Annotated in this window: 11 protein-coding genes; 4 read left to right on the top strand and 7 right to left on the bottom strand. The window is 67.1% G+C overall.

The features are described 5' to 3' along the window. Positions 1-126: 126 nt before the first annotated feature. The 7 genes from AB4037_RS21790 to AB4037_RS21760 form a co-directional block, all read right to left on the bottom strand. A complete protein-coding gene (locus AB4037_RS21790; protein WP_441772918.1) occupies positions 127-2,670 on the bottom strand; it encodes a sensor histidine kinase in 2,544 nt (847 codons plus the stop codon). After that, positions 2,657-3,331, bottom strand: a complete 675-nt coding sequence (locus AB4037_RS21785; protein WP_434959290.1) for a response regulator transcription factor — start codon at positions 3,329-3,331, stop codon at positions 2,657-2,659. The genes AB4037_RS21790 and AB4037_RS21785 overlap by 14 nt, the downstream gene beginning before the upstream one ends. A gap of 180 nt (positions 3,332-3,511) precedes the next feature. Beyond that, on the bottom strand, positions 3,512-3,982 hold the full coding sequence (locus AB4037_RS21780; RefSeq protein WP_434959291.1) for a DUF1178 family protein: 471 nt from the start codon (positions 3,980-3,982) through the stop codon (positions 3,512-3,514). After that, the gene (locus AB4037_RS21775; RefSeq protein WP_322433494.1) at positions 3,979-4,821 is read right to left on the bottom strand and encodes a carbon-nitrogen hydrolase family protein; all 843 of its coding nucleotides are present in this window, start codon (positions 4,819-4,821) and stop codon (positions 3,979-3,981) included. The genes AB4037_RS21780 and AB4037_RS21775 overlap by 4 nt, the downstream gene beginning before the upstream one ends. Before the next feature lie 122 nt (positions 4,822-4,943). Further along, positions 4,944-5,201: a glutaredoxin 3 gene (gene grxC, locus AB4037_RS21770; RefSeq protein ID WP_434959292.1), complete on the bottom strand. Its 258-nt coding sequence runs from the start codon at positions 5,199-5,201 to the stop codon at positions 4,944-4,946. Between the two features lie 131 nt (positions 5,202-5,332). Continuing rightward, a complete protein-coding gene (locus AB4037_RS21765; RefSeq protein ID WP_441772917.1) occupies positions 5,333-6,436 on the bottom strand; it encodes a DUF1963 domain-containing protein in 1,104 nt (367 codons plus the stop codon). 19 nt (positions 6,437-6,455) lie between these two features. Further along, entirely contained in the window at positions 6,456-7,226 is a 771-nt protein-coding gene (locus tag AB4037_RS21760; protein WP_434959294.1) for a ComF family protein, read from the bottom strand. 179 nt (positions 7,227-7,405) lie between these two features. Here AB4037_RS21760 and AB4037_RS21755 point away from each other — a divergent pair, with 179 nt between their 5' ends. The 4 genes from AB4037_RS21755 (at position 7,406) to AB4037_RS21740 (ending at position 22,286) form a co-directional block, all read left to right on the top strand. Beyond that, positions 7,406-8,149: a Crp/Fnr family transcriptional regulator gene (locus tag AB4037_RS21755; protein WP_441772916.1), complete on the top strand. Its 744-nt coding sequence runs from the start codon at positions 7,406-7,408 to the stop codon at positions 8,147-8,149. Next, positions 8,115-10,223 carry a CHASE2 domain-containing protein gene (locus tag AB4037_RS21750; protein ID WP_441772915.1) on the top strand — a complete coding sequence of 703 codons (2,109 nt, stop codon included), beginning with the start codon at positions 8,115-8,117 and terminating at the stop codon, positions 10,221-10,223. The genes AB4037_RS21755 and AB4037_RS21750 overlap by 35 nt, the downstream gene beginning before the upstream one ends. Positions 10,224-10,821: 598 nt before the next feature. Continuing rightward, positions 10,822-21,711 carry a hypothetical protein gene (locus AB4037_RS21745; protein WP_441772914.1) on the top strand — a complete coding sequence of 3,630 codons (10,890 nt, stop codon included), beginning with the start codon at positions 10,822-10,824 and terminating at the stop codon, positions 21,709-21,711. 23 nt (positions 21,712-21,734) lie between these two features. Then, on the top strand, positions 21,735-22,286 hold the full coding sequence (locus tag AB4037_RS21740) for an invasion associated locus B family protein (protein WP_441772913.1): 552 nt from the start codon (positions 21,735-21,737) through the stop codon (positions 22,284-22,286). Positions 22,287-22,389 lie beyond the last annotated feature (103 nt).

The raw sequence follows: 22,389 nt of genomic DNA, 5'->3' as shown, positions 1-22,389 counted from the left end.
AGGAGGAATGGATACATGCCCACGGGCCGCTCGATGAGCAGCCGTCCCCCCTGGTCCCACGTCTCGCTCCGGGCCTTGCAAGGTCCGGTTGCAGAGACGATAGCAACTATTCCTGTCAGCGACCTGTCAGCGCGAGCCGTCGGTGACGAGTTGGCGCCAGGTCGCCAGGAAACGGGCCTTGCGCTCCTGATCGAGCGCCACCAGCAGGGCCGGGCCGAGCGTGATCGGCTGCAGCACGCCGCGCGATGCGGCGCTGATGCGTTCCGCCGTCCAGCCGCCCGGCGTGCCGGGCACGATCGAGCCGAGGGCGGCCTGGCCGGCCACCACCGCCTGGCCCCGGGGGGAGAGGACATAGTCGATGAAGGCACGCCCGAGATCGGGCTGGTTGGCCCAGCGCGGCACCAGCATCACCCGGGTGAGGATGAGGGCGTAATCGTCGGGAATGATGATGCCGATGCGCTTGTCGAAGCGCTGGCGTGCGTAGGCGTAGGAGCCCAGCACATTGTAGCCCAGCGCCAGGGAACCCGAGGCGACACCCTCGAGGATGGCCGGGCTGGAGCCGGAGAGCTTGACATCGGCCCGGCCGAGCGCGCGGGTCAGGCGCCAGAAATTCGAGGAGATCTGGGCATCCTGCGCCGCCAGCAGATGGCCGACCCCGCTCTGGCCGATGTCGTAGGTCGCGACCTTGCCGCGGAAGCGCTCTGTCTCCTTCTCCAGGAGCTCGGTGAGAGCCAGATGGGAGTGCGGGGCCTGGCCGTCGGGCACCTGGGTGCGGTTGTAGACGATGACGATTGGCTCGAAGGTGAAGCCGAAGATTTCGGAACGCCAACTGGCCCAGGCCGGTAGGGCCGGCAGCAAGGGCGAGGCATGGGCAAGGGCGTGGCCGTCATTGGCGAGCTTGACCTGCAAATCGGCCGCCGAGGAAACCAATAGATCGACATCGATATCCAGCCGGCTCTCCAGCGTGCGCTGATAGAGTGGCAGCGTGTCGGTCTCCTCATAGCGCACGCTGACGTCGGGGCGCAGTTCCTGGAAGTCGTGGATCAGCAATTCAAACTGCGGCGTGTCGGTGGTGCCGAGGATCGAGAGTGTTGGCCCGCCGGGCACCGGCGCCGGATAGAGCTTGGCCGCGGCCTGAGCCGTGTCGTTCCAGCCGCCGCCGATGGCGATGCCGAGGGCCAGAGCGAGCGCCGCCATGCCGCGTCTGAGGACGGCGCGCCCTCTCACCTGTACCGGCACCAGCGGCAATTCGAGACGGACCTCCAGCCCGCCGCCGGGCCGGTCATGCAATGACAGGCTGCCGCCATGGGCCTGCACCACGGTGCGGGCGATCGGCAGACCGAGCCCCGAGCCCACGGTGCCGGCACCGCTCTTCCCTCGCTGAAAACGCTGGAGCACGATGTCCTTCTCGGTATCGGGAATGCCCGGGCCGTGGTCGCGGACCATGATGAGCAAGCGTTCGCCCGGCGCCGTATCAGCCACGATCTCCACCACGCTATCAGGAGCATAGAGCAGGGCATTGCCGGCGAGGTTGCGCAGCATTTCCTGCAAGGCGAGGCGGTCGCCCATGAGACGGGCGCCGGCCAGGGCGGGCGCGACGGTCACGGTGAGCCGCCCGGTCTCGTCCGGATCGAAGCGGCGTGCGACGTCCTCGACGATGTCGGCGATGGGGATGAGGGCGGATTCGCGGCTCTCGAGCCGGTGGGTCAGCGTCGCCTCCATCAGGAGTTGGCTGACGAGCTCGCTGGCATGCACGGCGTTGCGATGGATCTTGGACACACGCTCGTGCAGGGCCTGGTAGTCGCTTTCGTCCAGCGCCACTTCGGCCTGGGCGCGCAGGGAGGCGAGGGGGGTGCGCACCTGATGGGCGGCGTCGGCGACCACGCCCGACAGCGCGTTCATCACGCTGGCGAGGCGGCGCATGAAATCGTTGAGGGCGGCGACGAGCTGGCTGACTTCTATCGGTACCGGCACGGTGAGAGGGGAAAGATCCTGCGGCGCGCGATCGCGCAGCGCCGCCTCCACCGTGGTGAGCGGGGCGAAGGCCCGCTGCACGCCGAACCAGACCAGGGCCAAGGCGAGCACGAGGATGCCGATCAGCGGCAGCACCGCCCGCGAGACGATTTCCGAGGCGAGAGCGGTACGTGCCCCGCGGGTTTCGGCGACCCGGATGGTCACCCAGCCGGCGGCGCTGCTGGCCGAGATCAGGCGGCCGATGCTGGCGACGCGCACGGGTTCGCCGTGATAGCGCGAATCGGCGAAGGCGGTTTCAGCCGAGCGCACGGCCGGCAATTCCTCGGCGAGATCGCCATAGCCGGTGACCAGGGCACCATCGGGAGCCTCGACCTGGTAATAGATGCGGTCGCCCCCCGAGCCGAGCATGGCGAGGGCCGCATAGGGCAGTTCGACGGTGACACGGCCTTCCTCGACCAGCACGGCGCCGGCGATGGTGAGCGCGGAGGCGGTGAGGAGGCGGTCATAGGCCTGGTCGGCGGCACGGCGGGCATAGGAATGGATGAAGACGATGAAGGCGAGCGCGGCGATGGCGAGCACCAGCAGGGCCGCGGCCAGCACGCGGCGGCGGATCGAGGCGGTTGCGCGCGCGGTGGTCGCCAGGGAGACGGGTGCGGATGCGACGGTCACGGGCGTGACGGGATCAGGGACCGTCATGCCGCCGCGCCATATAACCCGCGCCGCGCATCGTCACGATCTCGATGCCGGCACCCTGCAGCTTGCGGCGTAGCCGCGAGACCAGCAGTTCCAGGGCGTTGACCGTGACCTCGTCGTCCAGGCTGAACACCTGGTCCATCAGCCGTTCCTTCGGCGCCACCTGGCCGAGCTTGGCGACGAGAATTTCGAGCAGGCGGAATTCGCGTCGCCCGCAATCGATGGGCTTGCCCTGGATCGCGACCGTGCGCGCCGCGAGGTCGATCGTCAGGGCCTCGACCTCGATGGTGCTCGCGCGCATGCCGGCCGGCCGCCGCATCACCGCACGGAGCCTCGCCTCGAATTCGCGCAGATCGAAGGGTTTGACCAGATAGTCGTCGGCGCCGAGGTCGAGCAGGCTGATCTTGTCGTCGACCTCCGAGCGGGCGGTGACCACCAGCACCGGGGTGCCGTGGCCGGCCCGGCGCAGATCGGACAGGATGGCGAAGCCATCGCGGCCCGGCAGCATCACGTCGAGCACCACCGCGTCGAAGGTTTCCTCGCGCAGGCGCTCGGAGGCGAGCGTGCCGTCGCGCAGCCATTCCACGGCATGGCCGGAGCTGCGCAGCCTCGCCACCATGGCATCGCCCAGATCCTCGGCGTCCTCGACCAGCAGGATGCGCAATCGACCTCCCTTTTCGTTGGGGAGACTGTAGGGCCGAGCGGGCGGATAGGGAAGGCGGGATTGGGCGGCGGACCCAAGGAACGCCGGACCCACGATGATTGAGGCGCTACCTGCCTTCCCCACTGTGTGGAGAAGGCTTGCCGTGCTTGATTGGGAGCGGTCCGGTGCTGCGATCCGCGTCTAGTTCCGATCGTCCGGCAGCATGGGCAGAGGCAGGATGTCGATGCCATCCTCGAGCAGGCTGCGGACATCCTCGCCGGTCGCCTCGCCATGGATGGTGCGATGCTCGCTCTCGCCGTCATGCATCTTGCGCGCTTCGGCGGCGAACTTGTCGCCGACATAGTCGGATTTCGCCGTCAGCATGGCATGCAATTCGCGCACCTTGGCACGCAAAGCCTGTTCCTCCGGAGAGGTCAGAGCCACCGGCTGTGGCAAGGCCGGCAGGTTTTCGCGAATTTTGGTGTCGGGGTTCCCGCTTTCGCGGTCCTTGCGGGCCACCTGCGGTGCCATAATGGCCTTGCCGACCTTGGTGGAGGCGCAATGGGCACAGCTCAGCAGTCCGTGCTCGGCCTGGTCGTCATAGGCGGCACTGTCGCGAAACCAGCTTTCGAACTCGTGACCCTGGTCGCAGACGAGCGAAAAACGAATCACTCTGCAGCCCTCAGCGCCGGTTCCGTCTTCACCGTGAAGGAGCGCGCATTCTTGAGATTGGGGATCTTGCCGCGCGTCGCCGCCACGGCGTGCACGTCGATCTCGCCATAAACAAGCCCGAGCGTGTCGCCGGCATCGGCGACCACGCGTCCCCAGGGATCGATGATGACGGAATGGCCATAGGTGTCGCGGCCGTCGTCATGATGGCCGACCTGGGCGGCGGAGATCATCCACGCGCCGTTTTCGATGGCGCGGGCGCGCTGCAGCACATGCCAATGGGCTTCGCCCGTCTGCTTGGTGAAGCAGGCCGGTGCGCTGATCACGTCGGCGCTGGCATCGCCATAGGCGCGGAAGAGCTGGGGAAAGCGTACGTCGTAGCAGATGCCCAAGCCCAGCCGCGCGAAGGGCAGGTCGACCGTAACCGCATGATCGCCGCCGACATAGGCATTGGATTCGCGCCAGGATTCGCCGCCGGCAAGATCGACGTCGAACAGATGGATCTTGTCGTAGGAGGCGAGCACTTCGCCCTTGGGATCGATGACGAAGGCGCGGTTGGCAGCCTTGTCGCCGACACGCACGGCCATGGAGCCGATATGGAGATGCAGGCCGTTATCGCGCGCGATCGCACGAAAGGCGTCGAGCTCGGGATTGCTCTGCTCGTCGCCGATGGCGGCCATCATGGCCGCCCGGTCGCGGTTGACCACGGTGGTCATCTCGGGTGTCTGCAGATACTCGGCTCCGGCGGCCTTGGCCTCGCGGGCGGCGGCGGCGACGGTTGCGACATTGTCCGATGGCACCAAGCCCGAGCGCATCTGCAGAACGGCGGCTTTGAAACGCATGGATCCGTCTCCCCATAGTGTTTTGCGATTTGGCGGAATCACCAAGAATCGCAAAGATGCGTCGAAACAAAGAGTTAGAGCAAACAAGCGTTCAGTCGTGAACGCGCTTTGCTCTGGTGCTCTCAGGCGGCGATAAGTTTGTCGAGGCCACCGGCTGCTTCGAGATCATGAAGATCGTCGCTGCCGCCGACATGGGTCTCCCCGATGAAGATCTGGGGCACGGTACGGCGCCCATTGGCGCGCAGGCTCATGGCTTCCTGCAGTTCAGGCTTGCCGTCAACGTCGATCTCCTCGAAGGGAATGCCCCTGCGGGTGAGCAGGGCCTTGGCCGCCTTGCAATAGGGACACCAGGATTTCGAATACACGACGACGGGCGGCATTGCCTTCATTCCATCCACAAACAACCTCGCCCACAGATGGGAAGGCACGGAGCCAAAATCAATCGGCATTATAAGCAGTTGCGGCAGGCCGACAAGCAGGGGCGCGGCGGCCTGCATGGCTGTGTTCCTGCTTATTGCTTCTGGAACACCATCCAGGCCCGGTCGAAGGCGCGTATGCGCATGTCGTGCTCGCGCATGAGGATGTAGAGCGCGCCTGAGGGCAGCAGGCCGAGGGCATCGTCCCGGCCGATCTGCAGCAGCAGGCGCCAGCGATCCGCCGCGCGCAGCAGCCTGCGAGCCTCGGCGCTGGCAAAGGCTTCGCCCGTGCCGCAGAAAATACCGTGCGAGGCCAGTTGGGCTTGGGCCTGCATGCCGTTCTGCAGGGGGCGCGGCCAGCCGCCGAGCTGGTGATTGGCGCCCTCCCTGCCATCCGGCGTGCCATAGCGGCCGAGCCAGGTCTCGTAGCGGATCTCCTCGCTGTCCTCGTCCCAGAAAGTCGAAGCCTCCTCGCCATGTGGGAAGGCGTCGAAACCCTTGTCGCTCGGCGGGATGGCGGTGACGACCGGGCGCGCCGCCACGGCGGCCGGCTTGAAGCGGCTGCTCCATCGCTCCTGCGCCAGAGCCGCCAGGGCGGCGGGTTCGGCCTTGCGCTCCAGACGCTCGAGCGGTGTCTTGTCCCAGATCAGGCGCAGCCCGGCCGCGGCATGGGGGTCATAGGATTTCGGCTTCGCCCAATAGTCGCAGAACAGCAGCAGGCGACCATGATGTGGCAGTGCCGCGGGAAAACCGGGGGTCAGCGACAGGGAAGCCAGATCGAGCTGGGCGATGAAAGCCAGGGGAAAGGCCGATGTGACCGCCGCTGCAAGATCGCTCTGCTCGCGACTGGCCTCGCGGGCGTGCTCGGCCGTCAGCGACGAGCCCGGCCGCGTGGCCTCGCTGGCCCGACGATCGGCCTCGGTGAGATGGATCTGGGCACGTTCGACAGCATCGCCATAGGGCGGGCGTTCTGGCCAGGCCATGCCGTCAGGCAGGTCGGGCAGACCGCCGATCTTGCTGGCGCCGAGCGGAATCCGGCTTTCGTCGCAAGGCGTGGTCTCCAGCACCAGCGCCGGCCGGGCCTGTTCGGCGAGCCGGGCGATACTCGCTGGAGCGAGGCCGGCTTCGAGCAGGGAACTCTGCAGGGTCTCGCGGCTGTCGGGCCAGGCGAGAGGGGGCGATTGCGGTATCGGATTCAAGACAGGTAGTCCCGTTCGGTTACTCGATCGGCGTCGCCACCCGGGCGAACACCAGCATGTCGACAGTGGCAGCGCCGGCCCGCAGCAAGGTGCGCGCCGCCGCCTCGCCCGTGGCGCCCGAGGTGAGCACATCGTCGATCAGCACGATGCGCTTGCCCTTTATCGCCGGCCGGGCGCCCGGCGAGACCGTAAAGGCACCCTGCACGTTGCGGGCCCGTTCCTTGCGGCTAAGGCCGACCTGATGGGCCGTGCGCCTGGAACGGCCGAGCAGCAGGGGCTCATAGGCCACGCTGCTGCGGGTGCTGATCTCGCGCGCCAGCAAGGCGGCCTGGTTGAAGCGCCGGCGCCACAGGCGCAGGCGATGCAGCGGTATCGGCACCAGCATGTCGGCGCCGGCGAGCACATCCTGCCCGGCCTGGACCATCAGCCGGCCCATGAAAGGCGCGATCTCGACGCGGTCGCCATATTTGAGCCGGTGCACCAGCTCGATGGCGGCGCCATCATAGCGGGCCGCGGCCCTGGCCCGGCCATAGGCGGGCGGGTCGGCGATCGCCTGAGCCGAAACCATGCCCTCGCCGTGATCATAGACGAAGGGAATGCCGAGTCTCTCGCAATAGGGACGTTCGATCAGGGACAATTGCTGCCAGCAGGCCACGCACAGATTGGCGTGGCTGGCGGTGGTCTCCCGGCAGCTCAGGCAGCGCGGCGGCAGGATGATGTCCGCCAGCCGGCCTCCCGCCCGCAGGAGCAGGCGCGACAGGGAAGAGGAGGCGGTGGCGGAAGCGGACATGCCGGCAAAGTGACAAAGATTGCCGAGCCTGTCATCAGGACATTACGGTTGAAGTCCAGCTGATATTATGGAAGTCGTGGCGGTATTATGAGAACGCCACGCAACCAGATTTGCCGAGCGGGCTCGACATCGCCATTATACCCGCCATATTTATGCCCCAGATCGGAATAGTTGCGTCAATGTCCGTCCCGCTCCGTAACGCTATTTCCCGCCTTGACCTGTTTGCCGGCGCCAGCCCGGAGGACATCGACGCGGTCGCAAATCTCGCCGTCGAACAGCGTTTTCGCGACGGCGAATCGATCTTCTCGCGGGGGGCGCCGGGCGAGGGCATGCTGATCGTGCTGCAGGGCACCATCCGGCTTTCCATCGTTTCGGTCGAGGGACGCGAGCTGATCCTGCGTGAAGCGGCTCCCGGCGACGTGATCGGCGAGATCGCGGTGCTGGACAGCGGCCGGCGCACGGCTGACGCCACCGCGGTCGGGCCGGTGGTGGCAGGCTTCATTGCGCAGGCTTCTTTCGTGCGGCTGCTGGCCACGCGTCCGGCGCTGCAGATGCCGATTTTGCAGGTGCTGTGCGCCCGGCTGCGCGACACCACCGACCAGCTCGAATCGATCGCGCTCTATCCGCTCGAGGCCCGCCTGGCGCGCTTCCTGCTCTGGCATGTCAAGCGGTACGGGCGCACCCGCGCCGATGGTGCCCGCAGCGCACCTTTGACGATCTCGCAAAGTGCCATCGCCAGCTTCGTCGGCGCCAGCCGTCCCAAGGTCAACCGGCTGCTCGCAGCCTTCGAGGAGCGCGGTGCGATCGAGCGGCGCGGTGCCATCGTGCATTGCCACGTCGCCGCGCTCACCCAACTGGCTCAGGCCGAGACGGCGCCCGGGGAGGCGCATGGCAGCGCCGGCCTGGATGGTGCGCGTGGCTGATCCGGCCTTCAAGCCTGCGATTGCCACAGGCCTGGCGGCCTTCATCCTTGGTCTCTGCTTTCTTGTCTACAATCCCGGCGGGGCCGCCAACTCCCTGCGCGAAGAAGCCTTCGACTTCATCGAGAGCGTGATCCCGCCCAAGCGCCTGCCGGGCGGCGTCGTGGTTGTTGACATCGACAGGCCCAGCCTCGCCGCCAAAGGAGCCTGGCCCTGGCGGCGAGGAGGGGGGCTGACGGATCTGGTCACCAAATTGCAGGACGCCCAAGCGCAGGTCATCGGCGTCGATATCCTGCTGGATGGCCCGGACCGGCGTTCGCCGGGGCCGATGCTGAGGGTCTACGCCAAATCGACCGGCCGGACGGAACTGGCGACGGTGGCCGACAGCCTGCCCGATGAGAACAAGCAGCTCGCCGAAGCGATCGCCCGTTCAGATGTCGTGCTTGGCCTGCTGCCTGACGAGGCCGGCAAGGATGCCCTGCCTTTTCCGCCTCCGATCATTCCGGCGCCGCAGCAGGACTTGTCGCAGAAGGCTGCCGGCGTCGTTGCGCCATCCACCGCGCTCGTGGATGGAGCCGTCGCAATCGGCGCCTTGTCCCTCGCGCCTGTGACCGGCACGAAAGTGCGCCATGTGCCGGTATTCGTGCGAGGTGGTAGCGAGATCTATGCGGGTTTTGCCATGGAGGTCTTCCGGAGCGCGCAGCACGCATCCGCTTTCCTGCTCGATCCCGACGGCACTTCCGCATCGGTGGGAGACACGCACATTCCGTTGCGTGAGGGGGCTGCCGTGCGGCTCCATCTCACCGCTCCCTCGAATTGGCGCGCGCGGACCGTTTCGGCTGCCGATGTGCTTGATGACAAGGTGCCGGCCGAACGCTTTGCCGGGCGCGTCGTGCTGATCGGTGCCAGCGCTCCGGAGGCGGGCGCACTTCTTCCCACTGCGGTGGGCCCCTTGACACCGACCGTGCAGGTCCAGGCCGAGGCGATCGAGGGCCTGCGGTCGGGCGATATCCCGCAGCGCATCCATAATCCGCGGCTGATCGAGCCGCTCGCCGCCTCCGCCATCGGCCTCGTGGCCCTGGCGGCTGCGTTGTGGCTCGGCCCCTTGGCCGCAAGCTCGGTGCTGGCGGTGCTGATGCTGGGCTGGATCGGCTTCAGTGCCGGCCTGTTTGCCAGCACGCGCCTGTTGATCGATCCGGCCGGCCCGCTGATCCCGGCGATCGCCGCCGCCAATTCGGCCCTGGTGGTGATGTTCGCCCATACCCGCAAGCTGCGCGGGGCGATCGAGCGCAAGTTCGGGCGCTACCTCTCGCCCGAGATCGTTCGCCGGCTTACCGCGGCCCCGGAAGAGTTGAAGATCGAGGGTGAACTGCGCGAGGTCACGGCCCTGTTTTCGGACATTGAAGGCTTCACCACCATGTCCGAGAACGCCGAGCCGCGTACGTTGGTGGGCGCCCTCGATGCCTATTTCGATGGGGTCTGTGCCATCGTCATCCGCCATGGCGGCATGGTCGACAAGATCGTCGGCGATGCCGTGCACGGGCTGTTCAACGCGCCGCTCAACGTGGAAGGGCATGCCAGGGCGGCGCTCGACTGCGCCATAGAGATCGGCCGCTTCACCACCGAATTCCGCCAGCGCGAGGATGCCAAGCGCCTCGGCTTCGGGCGCACCCGTATCGGGCTCGATACCGGGCCGGTGATCGTGGGCGATGTCGGTGGTCTCGGCCATCTCGATTACACCGCCCATGGCGATGCGGTGAACTCGGCGGCGCGGCTGGAAGCCCTCAACAAGCAGTTCGGCACCACGGTCTGCCTCGGGGCGCGTGCAGCGGCCGCCATCGGCGAGCCGGAGCGGCTGCGGCCTCTCGGCAATGTCGTGCTACGCGGCCGCGCGGCGCAGACGGCGATCTTCAGCCCTTGGCCCGATGACGCGACATCCGAGCGACGTCAGGCCTATATGGCTGCCTATGACCGGATGGCCTCCGAGCCGGCAGAGGCCAGAGGTTTGTTCCAGGCTCTCGCATCGACCTGGCCCGAGGATCCGGCGGTGGCCTATTGGGTCAGGACGCTCGCCTGAGATTGGGTGAATGCCGCCTCCGGTGCAGCGTCGCGCGGAGTAATAAAATACCCCTCATGGCGTTTGCCGAGATGAGCGTCAGATACTTGCGGCATTATCGGGTTTTTGATTAGTTTGAATTAAAAAACAAAGTAAATGATACGTTTTAACTTTAGTTTATGTTTCATATTGCTCGCATATTATTTTTAATCTGTTTCTATTTATGTATAGGTAATTTAAATATTAAAACTTTATAGAGGTCCTCCATCTGTGTAAGTATATATCTATACATTTTAGAGATTAATTTTATATAGTCGTGACTTGAGCGTGAAATGTGAAGTAAAAACCTAAAAATACGACATTCGCCGTATAGAATGGAAAAGATTGTTGGGTTAGTTTTTGTCCGCGGGGACCAAAAATCCGCGCCTAAGCCGATTCGGCCTTACCGGGGGGTAAGATGTGCCGGGTCTGGTGAGGGGGCGGAGGCAGTATCCCCGCGGCGGGGTTCGTTATCTCAACTTGTTGGAACCACCAGCCGGCATCGACGTCCTGCGTCGCGGCCAGGCGGTATCAGCATGCCGTAGATCCCCGCCGATGTCTGAGTGGGTGGGGATTTCGAATGACGCGTCATCGTCGTGACCTGAGTTGCGTTGCCGAGCAGGGCAAGATCTTGCACGGGGCGTCGCCGAGATGGATATGGGCACTCAAGTCCAGCCTGCTAGGCGTCTCTCTGGCGGCCATCGGCGCGGCGACGCCCGCTCTCGCGGCTTGCTCCACCAGTGGTTCGACGCAGACCTGTACCGGAGACCTATCCGGGGGTGTGCAGGTGAATGCGGGCCCGACCACCCTCAACGTCAACACCTTGAGCGGGCCCGTGAACGGGCAGGTCCGCCTGCAGCAGAATGGCGGGGATGGCGGCAACGGCCATGACGGCGCGCTGTTCGTGCCGCCGGCATCGGGTGGCGGCGGCGGTTCGGGCGGCGGCAGTGCGCCGACCGTCACCGGCCAGAGTTTCAACCAGACCACGGGCGTCGCCGTCATCAATTACAGCGACGGTTCCATCATCACGCTGACGCCGAAGGCTGGATCGGGCAACGTCTATACGAAACAGACTCAGACACCCAAGAGCGGTGGCGGTTACGACACAACCTCCGTCGATATTCCCGCCGCCATCACCCCCAACGATGCCGATGGTTCCATCACCATCTCGCTCGGCACCAATGGCGATGCCGGCACGATGACCATCAAGCCGGGCGCCGGTGGCGGCAGCCTCACGGGCGGCGGTCTCAATCTCAACTATGCCGGCACGGGCCAGACGCTGACGACCTCGGGACAGCCTGGGGTGATCGCCATCAGCCGGGGCGGCGACGGCGGCGATGGCGGTGACTATTATCTCGGTGGCGGCGGCGCGCGCGGCGGCAGCGGTGGCGCCGGTGGCAGCGCCACCGTGACCAGCAAGGGCAATATCACCGTCACCAATGGCTATGGCGTGATGGCGCAGTCCATCGGTGGTAGCGGCGGCCATGGCGGCGGCTCCTATACGGTGGTCGGCAGCGGCGGCGAGGGCGGCAAGGGCGGCGCCGCGGGCGCGGCGAGCGTGACCGCGGGCGAAGGCACGATCACCACCTATGGCGATAATTCCGGCGGTCTGGGGGCTATCAGCCAGGGTGGCAGGGGCGGTGCGGGCGGCAGCGCCGGCGGCATCGTCGCCTCCAGCGGCGACGCATCGGGCGCGGGCCGCGGCGGCTCGGCCTCGGTCACGGCGCTGGAAGGCTTGACCATCGTCACCCATGGCGCCAATTCGCATGGCTTGCTCGCCCAATCGATCGGCGGCAGCGGCGGCAGCAGCGGCAGCGCCGGTGGTCTCGGCGCCATTGGTGGCCAGGGTGGCACAGGCGGCGACGCCGGTACCGTCGATGCGCGCAATTTTGGCGATGTCACCACCAGCGGCACCCACTCTTTCGGCATCCTGGCCCAATCGATCGGTGGCGGCGGTGGTTCGGGCTCGGGTGGCGGAGGCCTCGTCGTGCTCGGGGCTGATGGTGCAGCCGGTGGCGCGGGCGGCAATGTCACCGCGGTCAATGGCGGCAGCATCACCACCAAGGGGTTCAATTCCACCGGCATCTTCGCTCAGTCGATCGGCGGCGGCGGCGGTGACGGCGGTTCCTCCGGCGGTCTCGTGGCGATCGGCGGCAAAGGCTCGACCACCAGCAATGCCGGATCGGTCAACGTCACCAATGCGGCCGGCGGGTCAATCACGACCTACCAGTCCTTCTCGCAAGGCATTTTCGCGCAATCAGTCGGCGGTGGCGGCGGCAATGGCGGCTCCTCAGGCGGCCTCTTCACCGTGGGCGGCCAGGGTGGCTCGGGCGGCAATGGCGGTACCGTCACGGTCACCAGCGCCGGCCTCATCGAAACGGGCGTGAATGCCAAGAACAATTCGAGCCTTGTCACCGATTCGGCCGCCATTTTTGCCCAGTCCGTCGGTGGCGGCGGCGGCAATGGCGGCAATGCCCTGGCCGTCGGTACCGGCATCACGGTGGCTTTGGGTGGCAAGGGCGGCGTCGGCGGTACGGGCGCGAATGTCAGCGTCCTTCGTGACAATGCCGATCCCTCTCAGGCCAGCAGCGCCTCGATCATCACCTGGGGTGACCGCTCGGCCGGTATCTTTGCCCAGTCGGTGGGCGGCGGCGGCGGCAATGGCGGCTTCGGCATCAGCGCCAATGGCGGACTGATCAGCGCCAGTGTTGCGTTGGGCGGCAGCGGCGGCGACGGCGGTGGCGCCGGCAATGTCCAGGTCGACACCAAGGGCAGCATCCAGACGCATGGCAGTGGCTCGACCGGCATCTTCGCCCAATCGGTGGGTGGCGGCGGCGGCAATGGCGGCCTGGCGGTGGCCGGTTCCGCAGGGCTCGTCCAGGCCTCGATCGCGCTCGGCGGCGGCGGCGGCAAGGGCGGCGATGCCGGCACGGTCAATGTCTCCAACCTCTCCGTGATTACGACGGCAGGCGACAATGCCAGTGGCATCCTGGCCCAGTCGGTGGGCGGCGGCGGCGGCAATGGCGGCGTGACGGTTGCGGCTGGCCTCGGCCTTGCCAGTGCCAATGTCGGTCTCGGCGGCAGCGGCGAGAAGGGCGGATCGGGCAAGAGCGTCACCGTCGACAGCAACGGTGACATCGCAACCGGCGGCAAGAACTCTTCCGCCATCCTGGCCCAGTCGATCGGCGGGGGTGGCGGCAATGGCGGCCTGGCCGTCGGCGCGGGGATCAGCGGGGTCGGTGCGTCGGTGAGCCTCGGCGGCAGCGGTGCGCAAGCGGGGCATGGCGATACCGTATCGGTGACCTCGACCGGCAACCTCCTGACCAAGGAGGACAATTCGGCGGCCATCCTGGCCCAGTCGGTGGGCGGCGGCGGCGGCAATGGCGGCTCCACGGTGGCTGGCCAGCTCTCGGTCGCCGGCAATGTCAATGTCGGCCTCGGCGGGACGGCAGGCGGTGGCGGCAATGGCGGCGCCGTAACGGTCAAGGTCTATAAGCCGGCGGGCGCGACGGGCAATACGGCCACGCTCGAGACCGACGGTGACAATTCGGCCGGCATCCTGGCGCAGTCGATCGGCGGCGGCGGTGGCAATGGCGGCTTTGCCGGCGCGCTCGCGCTTTCGGGCGGCGTTTCCGCCGGAATTTCCCTCGGCGGTGGCGGTGGCAGCGGCGGCAGCGGCGCTTCCGTCCTGGTCGACCAGAACCACAACATCCTGGCCAAGGGCGACAATTCGGCCGGCATCCTGGCGCAATCGATCGGCGGTGGCGGCGGTAATGGCGGCTTTGCGGCTACCTTGAGCGGCAGCGTTCCCCTGGTCGGCGTCTCCGGTTCGGCGGCGGTGTCGCTGGGCGGCAAGGGTGGCGCCGGCAACAATGCCGGCACGGTTTCCGTCACCAGCAATGGCGCGATCCAGACCGAGGGCGATCGTTCCGACGCCGTGCTGGCGCAGTCGATCGGCGGTGGTGGTGGCAATGGCGGTTTCGGGCTCTCCGGTTCCTTCAATGTCGGCGGCGTCGGGGCTGCCTCCGTTGCCATCGGCGGTAGCGGTGGCGCGGGTGCCGATGCCTCCCTCGTGACGGTAAAGAGCACCGGCCCGATCCTCACCAAGGGCGAGGCTTCCAACGGCCTCGTCGCCCAGTCGATCGGCGGCGGCGGCGGCAATGGTGGTTTCTCGGGTTCCGCCTCGCTGTCGACCAGCGTTTCCATCGGTGTTGCCGTGGGGGGCACCGGTGGCAATGGCGGCAATGGCGGCGGCGTCAGCCTGACCAACCAGGGCGCGGTCCAGGTTACCGGCACCAATGCCGCCGGTGTGCTTGCCCAGTCGATCGGCGGTGGCGGCGGCAATGGCGGCTCCAGCATCGCTGCGACCCTGGGCGGATCGGCCGGCCTGTCGGTCGCCGTCGGCCGCAGCGGGGGCAGCGGCGGCACCGCGTCCGCGGTCAACGTCACCAGCAATGGCGAGATCGTCAACGGGGCCGGCACGGGCAGCGTTTCCGACGGCAGCTACAAGGCTACCACCGCCAATGGCGGCGGCATTCTGGCCCAGTCGATCGGCGGTGGCGGCGGCAATGGCGGCTTCAGTGGCTCGCTGGCTCTCGGTGGCGCCGGCGCCCTATCCCTGTCGCTCGGCGGCAGCGGTGGCGATGGCGGTACGGCCGGCACGGTGAACGTCCAGAACGGCACGCAGCAGGCCAGCAACATCACCACGCTCGGCGATCTCTCGGCTGGCATTACAGCGCAGTCGATCGGCGGCGGCGGCGGCAATGGCGGCTTCGGCATCGGCGTGTCCGGTTCGGGCGTCGTTTCCCTCTCGGCCTCCGTCGGCGGCAATGGCGGTTCCGGCAACACGGCCGGTGCGGTTACCGTCGGCAGCACGGGCGACATCGTCACCTTCGGCAATTTCTCTGCCGGTATCGCGGCCCAATCGATCGGTGGCGGTGGCGGCAATGGCGGCTTTGCGGTGTCCGGCAGCATCGCCCTCGCGCCCGAAGGCGGTGGCAGCGCGGCCGTGGCGGTCGGCGGTTCTGCCGGCAGCGGCGCGACGGCAGGCAATGTCGGCGTGACCAACAAGGGCATCGTGGCAACCTTCGGCACCTCGTCCACCGGCATCCTGGCGCAATCGCTGGGGGGCGGTGGCGGTAATGGCGGCTTTGCCGCCGCGGGCGCCATCACGGTGTCGCCCGAGGGCGGCGCGAGCATCGCGGTTGCGGTCGGCGGCGCCGGTGGCAATGGCGGCACGGCCGGCAAGGTCTCGGTCTTGCAGACCGGCGCTGTCGCGACCGAAGGCGATCAGTCGACCGGTGTGCTGGCCCAATCGATCGGCGGCGGCGGCGGCAATGGCGGCTTTGCCGGCACGCTCTCGGCCAATATCGGCAATGGCGTCGCTTTGGGCGCCAGCGTCGGTGGTTCGGGGGGCGACGGCGCCAAGGCCGATGCGGTCGAAGTCACCGTCAACGGTGATGTCTCGACCGATGGCATCCTGTCCAGTGGCGTCGTCGGCCAGTCGATCGGTGGTAGCGGCGGCAATGGTGGCTTCTCGGTTGCCGGTTCGCTACAGATCGGGCAGGGCGGCAGCCTGAATGCCAGTATCGGCGGCTTCGGCGGCGATGGCGGCAAGGCCGGCAGCGTCAATGTCAGCCATACCGGCAATATGCAGACCAAGGGTGACCTGTCGCTCGGCCTCCTGGCGCAATCGATCGGGGGCGGCGGCGGCAATGGTGGTTTTGCCGGCAGCCTCAGCGCGACCATCGGCGAGGGCGTTGCCCTGGGCGTTTCGGTGGGCGGTTTCGGCGGCGGCGGCGCCACGGCCGGCAACGCCAAGGCCAGCAATATCGGCAATATAGCGACGCTCGGGGCTGGCTCGACGGCCATCCTGGCCCAGTCGATCGGTGGCAATGGCGGCAATGGCGGTGCCAGCGTGGCGGGTGCCATCGGCGTCGGCGAGCAGAATGTCAGCCTGGCGGTTTCCGTCGGCGGCTTCGGTGGCGATGGCGCCAAGGCCGGGTCGGCCGAGGTCGACAGCACCGGTCTGATCTACACCAAGGGGGCTCTCGCCCACGGCCTTGCGGCCCAGTCGATCGGTGGCGGTGGCGGCAATGGCGGCTTTTCGGTCGCCGGCAACCTGAATGTCAGCACCGGCACGGGCGGCAGCGCGTCCGTCAGCGTCGGTGGCGGCGGCGGTTCGGGCAGCACCGGCGGCGACGTCACCATAAAGTCGAACATTGGCAAGGTCCTGCCGACCGACAACAGCGCCACCATCGAGACGGATGGAGATGGTTCCAATGCCATCTATGCCCAGTCGATCGGCGGCGGCGGCGGTTCGGGCGGCTTCTCCGGTGCGCTGTCGCTGACCTTCAGCCAGGGCGCGACCGCCGGCTTGGGCCTCTCCGTCGGCGGCTTCGGCGGCACCGGCAACCATGCCGGCACGGTCAATGTCACCAGCGTCGACAATATCCTGACCAAGGGTGACGGCTCCAACGGTGTCCTGGCGCAATCGATCGGCGGTGGTGGTGGCGATGGCGGCTTCAGTGGCGCGGCGACCATCACTGGCGGCGCTTCCGGCAGTACGCAAGCCGGCGTTTCCGCTTCGCTCGGCGGCTTTGGCGGCGCTGCCGGCAATGCCGGTGCCGTCAACATCAACTCCAAGGGCCTGATCACCACCCTCGGCGACCATGCCTATGGCGTGCTGGCCCAGTCGATCGGCGGTGGCGGCGGCAATGGCGGCATGAGCTTTGCCGGTGCGGTCGGCGTCAGCCAGAATGCCGTCGACGTTGCCCTGAGCGTGGGTGGTTTCGGAGGCGCGGCCGGCACGGGCGGCAATGTCAGCGTTACGCGCAACGGTACGATCACCACGGCGGGCGATTATTCGATCGGCCTGGCCGGCCAGTCGATCGGCGGCGGCGGCGGCAATGGCGGCCTGTCGATCACCGGCGCCTTCGGTGGCACCAGTTCCAAGAACATCAGCGCTTCGCTTGGTGGTTTCGGCGGTGCCGGCACCGGTGCTGGCCTCGTCACCATCGGCAATGTCGGCGATATCGGCACTAAGGGCATCGGCTCGCAGGCGATTCTCGCCCAGTCGATCGGCGGCGGTGGCGGCAATGGCGGGCTTGCGGGCTCGGCCGTGTTCGGCGTCGGCGGCGAAAACACCAATCTGAACTTCGGGGCGGCCGTCGGCGGCAAGGGCGGCAGCGGCGGTACCGGCGGTGATGTCAAGGTCACCAGCAACGGCAATCTGCAGACGCAGGGCGATGCGGCGCAAGGCATCCTCGCCCAGTCGATCGGTGGCGGTGGCGGTAATGGCGGCTCGAGCCTCTCGGGGGTGCTCGGCGTCGGCGGCGCCAGCCAGGGCCGCACGATCAATGTCAGCTTCTCCGTGGGCGGCCTCGGCGGCGACGGCAATACCGCCGGCAATGTCACCGTCGACCAGTCCGGCTCGATCCAGACGGATGGCAATGGCTCACATGGCATCCAGGCCCAGTCGATCGGCGGCGGTGGCGGCAATGGCGGCCAGGCCAATTCTCTGGCCCTGCTCCTGACCAAGGCCTGCACCCTGCCGGTCGTCTGCACGGCGCCAGAGGAGACCAAGAACAACTTCTCCTTCCAGGCGACGGTGGGCGGCTTCGGCGGCACCGGCAACGATGCCGGCACGGTCACCGTCGGCAATGACGGCGTGATCATCACCAAGGGCGATGCCTCCAGCGGTATCTTCGCCCAATCGATCGGCGGCGGCGGCGGCCAGGGCGGCAGCGCCATCATCGGCCTGCAGGACGTGGTGCCTAGTCCCTACAATTACGCCACGCTCGCGGCCATGCCCTTCGGTGCCGTCGGCATCGCCAAGAACTACGTGGTCGCCGTCGGTGGCTATGGCGGCTCGGCCGGCAATGGCAATACGGTCTCGATCGACAATCAGGGGCAGATCCTGACCCAGGGTATCTATTCCTGGGGCATCTTCGCCCAGTCGGTTGGTGGTGGTGGCGGCAACAGCGGCAATGCCGTCGCGGGCCTGACCGGCACGATCGGCCTCGGCGGCGGTGCGCTCGCCAATCTCCTCGGCGTCGACAGTGGCTCGGCCGGTGATGGCGGCATCGTCACGGTGACCAACGGCAAGTCGGGTGACGTCAGTGTCGGCGCCATCCAGGCCAACGGCATCATCTCCTCCGGCGCCATCTTCGCCCAGTCGATCGGCGGCGGCGGCGGTCAGGGCGGCGCAGGCTCCGGCCTGATCGATATCGGCGGCGATGGTGGGGCGGCGGGCAATGGCGGTGCCGTCACGGTCAACAATTACGCCTATCTCGGCACCAAGGGCCTGTTCTCCACTGGCATCACTGCCCAGTCGGTCGGTGGCGGCGGTGGCACGGGCGGTGGCGGCTCCCTCAGCGCTCTCGCCATCGGCGGTGCCGGCGGCGCCGCGGGCAATGGCGGCACGGTTGCGGTCGCCAATGCCGGCGAGATCTTCACGGAAGGCCGCGAATCCAATGGTGTCACCGCCCAGTCGATCGGCGGTGGTGGCGGCACCGGCGGCGGCTTCCTCTATGACAAGCAGGGCATCGGCAGCCTGGTCGGCAGCGTCAATCTCGTGCAGGTCGGCGGCAGCGGTGGCGCCTCGGGCGATGGTGGCAGCGTCGGCATCGCCAATGCCGGCTTCGTGCAGACCAAGGGAGACTTCTCCAACGGCCTGTTCGCCCAGTCGGTCGGCGGCGGCGGCGGCATCGGCGGCGGCGGCCTCGGTGCGGTAGCGATCGGCGGCAAGTCAGGCGCTGGCGGCAAGGGCGGCGACGTGACCGTCAGCAATGCCGCGGGCGGCAAGCAGGTCAAGCTTTCCAATGACCCCAGTGTCAAGCCGATCACCGTCAGCATCATCACCACCGGTGACCAGTCCAATGCCATCATGGCCCAATCAGTCGGCGGTGGCGGTGGTTCGTCCGGCGAAACCTACGGCCTCGTCTCCTTCGAGCGCGGCGCGGCGGCCGGCAGCGATGGCGGCACGGTCAAGGTCACCAATGCCGGTTCGCTGCTGACCTTCGGCCAGAATTCCACGGCCATCTTCGCCCAGTCGGTTGGCGGTGGCGGCGGCTATGCTGCCGCTGCGACCGGGCTCGGCGCCTGGGGCGCGGATGCCGGCGGCGGCGGGAATGGCGGTGACGTCAGCGTCACCAACACGGCCGAACTGATCGCGACCAATGGCACCAATGCACACGGCATCTTCGCCCAGTCGATCGGCGGTGGCGGCGGCGTGGTCAATTCGCTGGGCGGCCTCACGGTGCCCAAGCCCTTCATCGATGCCTTGCCGGAAACCGCGCAGGGCGTGGTGACCAACCTGCTCGACGGCAAGAGCGTCGGCATCGGCTTTGCCGGCTCTGCCGGCGGCGACGGCAAGGCGGGCGATGTCACCATCAACCAGACCGGGGACATCACGACGGCAGGCTCCGGTTCCTTCGCCATCCTGGCCCAGAGCGCGGGCAAGACCAATGGCAACATCGCCATCACCGTCAATGCCGCCAGCACCATCATCGGCGGCACCGGCATGGGCGCCGGCGTCGGCTTCCTCGACGGCGCGACCAATACGCTGAGCAATGCCGGCCTGATCGCCGACCTCGGCAAGACCGTCGGTCTCGCCCTCGACAAGGACAGGAAGCTGATCGGGACCGGTTGGATCGATGGCCTCGCCATCTATGGCACGGCCGGCAACGAGGCGGTGACCAACACCAACCTGGTCACCGGCTCGGTCAAGCTCGGCGCCGGCCTCAACAGCTTCGACAACAAGAACGGCGCCTGGTTCGTTACCGGCGACACCATCCAGCTTGGCGATACCGCGGCGCATCTGTTCAGCAATTCCGGCTTCATGGCGGTGGGCGGCATCAACCGGGTCTTCACCACCAACGAGACCGGCTATTTCTCCCAGAAGGCCGACGGCACCTATATGCTGGACTTCGATCTCGACCGGAACGCCAATTGGAGCACGACGTCGTCGTCGGCGACAACGCTGGTGGCGGCCGTGCCGGATCTGAGCAATCCCGGCTTCACCGATCTGGTGAACGTCTCGGGTGCGGCCGATCTCGCCGGCAAGGTCTCGATCAACCTCCTCAATCCCGGCAAGGCGACGCCGGGCACCAGCGACCATGTCATCGTGCATACCGAAAAGGGTGTCAGCGACAACGGCATGACCATCGACGCCATCCCCACGGCGGTGGCGAAGTACAGCCTGATCTTCACCGATTATGATGCGATCCTGCGCACCAAGATCGACTTCTCGGCAGATGGCCTGACGAGGAACGGGCATGCCGTCGGCAATGCGATCAATGCGATCCAGACCGACCAGACTTCGCCCAAATTCGTGCCGCTGGCGGCCGCCATCTTCTTCCAGCCGGACCTGGCCTCCCTGCAGAAGACCTACGACTCCATCGACGGCGAAGGCACGGCCGGCGTGCAGCAGACGCTGTTCTCCGACAGCGGGGCCTTCATGCGCTCGGTGATGCAGCAGGCCGATTTCTGGCGCAACGCCAATGCGGTCGATCTTACCGGCAAGACCGTCGGCGGCTGCAGCGCCGATGTCGGTGGGAAGACCGAAAAGGGCGCTTCCTTCTGCGACATCCGCCTGTGGCGTGCCTGGGTCACCGGTTATGGCGGCAGTTCCTCCTTCGACGGCAACACCGTCGTTGGCTCGGGCAATCTGAAGACCCACAACCAGGGCCTCGCGGCGGGCATCGATTACCAGCTCGATCCCAACTATCTGATCGGCCTGTCGGTCGGCGGAGGCCATTCGAGCTTCGGGGTGGAGCAGCGCGCCACCACCGGCAAGGTGGATGCCGGCCATTTCGCGCTGTACGGGGCGGCCAAATACGGCAATTTCTACGCCAACGGCTTGCTCGGCTTCGATGTGATGCACGCCACCATCCAGCGCTACGCTATGATCCAGGGCACGGATGCCCCGGTCAATCCGGTGGCGGGCGCCTATGACGCGCTCGGTAACAGCTTCGATGGCCGCGCCATCAGCGGGCGTCTGGAGGGAGGCTACAAGGCCAATTTCTCCGGCGTGAACGTCACGCCGTTCGCGGCGCTGCAGTTCTCTTCCCTGCATCTGGACGGCTCGACCGAGCACGCCCAGGGCACCGATGGCGGGCTCGCCCTCAATTATGCCGGGCGGACCATCAACTCGTTCCCATCCTTCCTGGGCGCGCAGATCGATACCCGCTTCTATTTCGGCGAGACGACCTATCTCGAACCCTTCCTGCGCGCCTCATGGGTGCATGAGTTCGCGAACCGGCGTTCGGTCGAGGCTGGCTTCACCGCAGCGCCCGGCTATAATTTCGTGGTCTACGGCGCTTCGGCGCCGCGGGATTCAGCCCTGGTGGAAGCGGGCGTGAACCTGGTCTCGGCCTCGGGCCTGTCGGTTTACGGCAAGTTCAGCGGCAATTTCTCCAAATCCTCGCACGATCTTACCGGGTCGGGCGGGCTTCGCTACAGCTGGTAAGATCGAAGGACGGATAGGCGACGATGCATCGTGTGGTTGAAATGACGGTGGCTGCGGGGCTGGCCTGCCTCTTGGCGGGCAGCGCACAGGCGCAGGCCAAGAAGCCTGCCGCCCCCGAGGCGCCCAAGGCGGCAGCTGCGGCGCCTTCCGCGGCACCGGCTCCCGCGGCACCCGGCTGGGTGACGCGCTGCACCGCGGACGCTCGGCAGGGGCCGCTCGACTGCGTGGTCGAGGAGAATGCGGTGATGAACAATACCGGCCAACTCGTGGTCGGCTTCTCGGTACGCGTTCCCAGCGACACCCGCGCTCCCGTGGTGCTGGTGCGCCTGCCGCTCGGGCTTTATCTGCCAGCCGGCCTCAAGCTGCAGGTCGATGACGGCCAGCCGGTGAGCTATCCCCTGCAGACCTGCGACGGCGCGGGCTGCTATGTCGGCACGCCGCTCGATGCCGGGCTGCTGGCCCGGATGAAGACGGGCAAGCAGCTCAAGACGACCTTCCAGAACCTGCAGCGCAACGATGTCAGCGTGCAGTTGCCGCTTACGGGCTTTGCCGAGAGCTACGCCAAGATCCAGTGATATCGAGGCTCGACGATGCCGATGCATCCGAGACTTGAACACCCCGCGATTTCCGGCACCGGATCAAGGATCCGGCGAAAACCGCGGGACGGATCCATGAGGC

Origin of the sequence: Labrys sp. KB_33_2 (assembly GCF_052114505.1) — a bacterium.
Classification (GTDB): domain Bacteria; phylum Pseudomonadota; class Alphaproteobacteria; order Rhizobiales; family Labraceae; genus Labrys.
The sequence above is the reverse complement of the archived record's forward strand: the minus strand, read 5'-3'. Positions and strand labels throughout refer to the sequence as shown.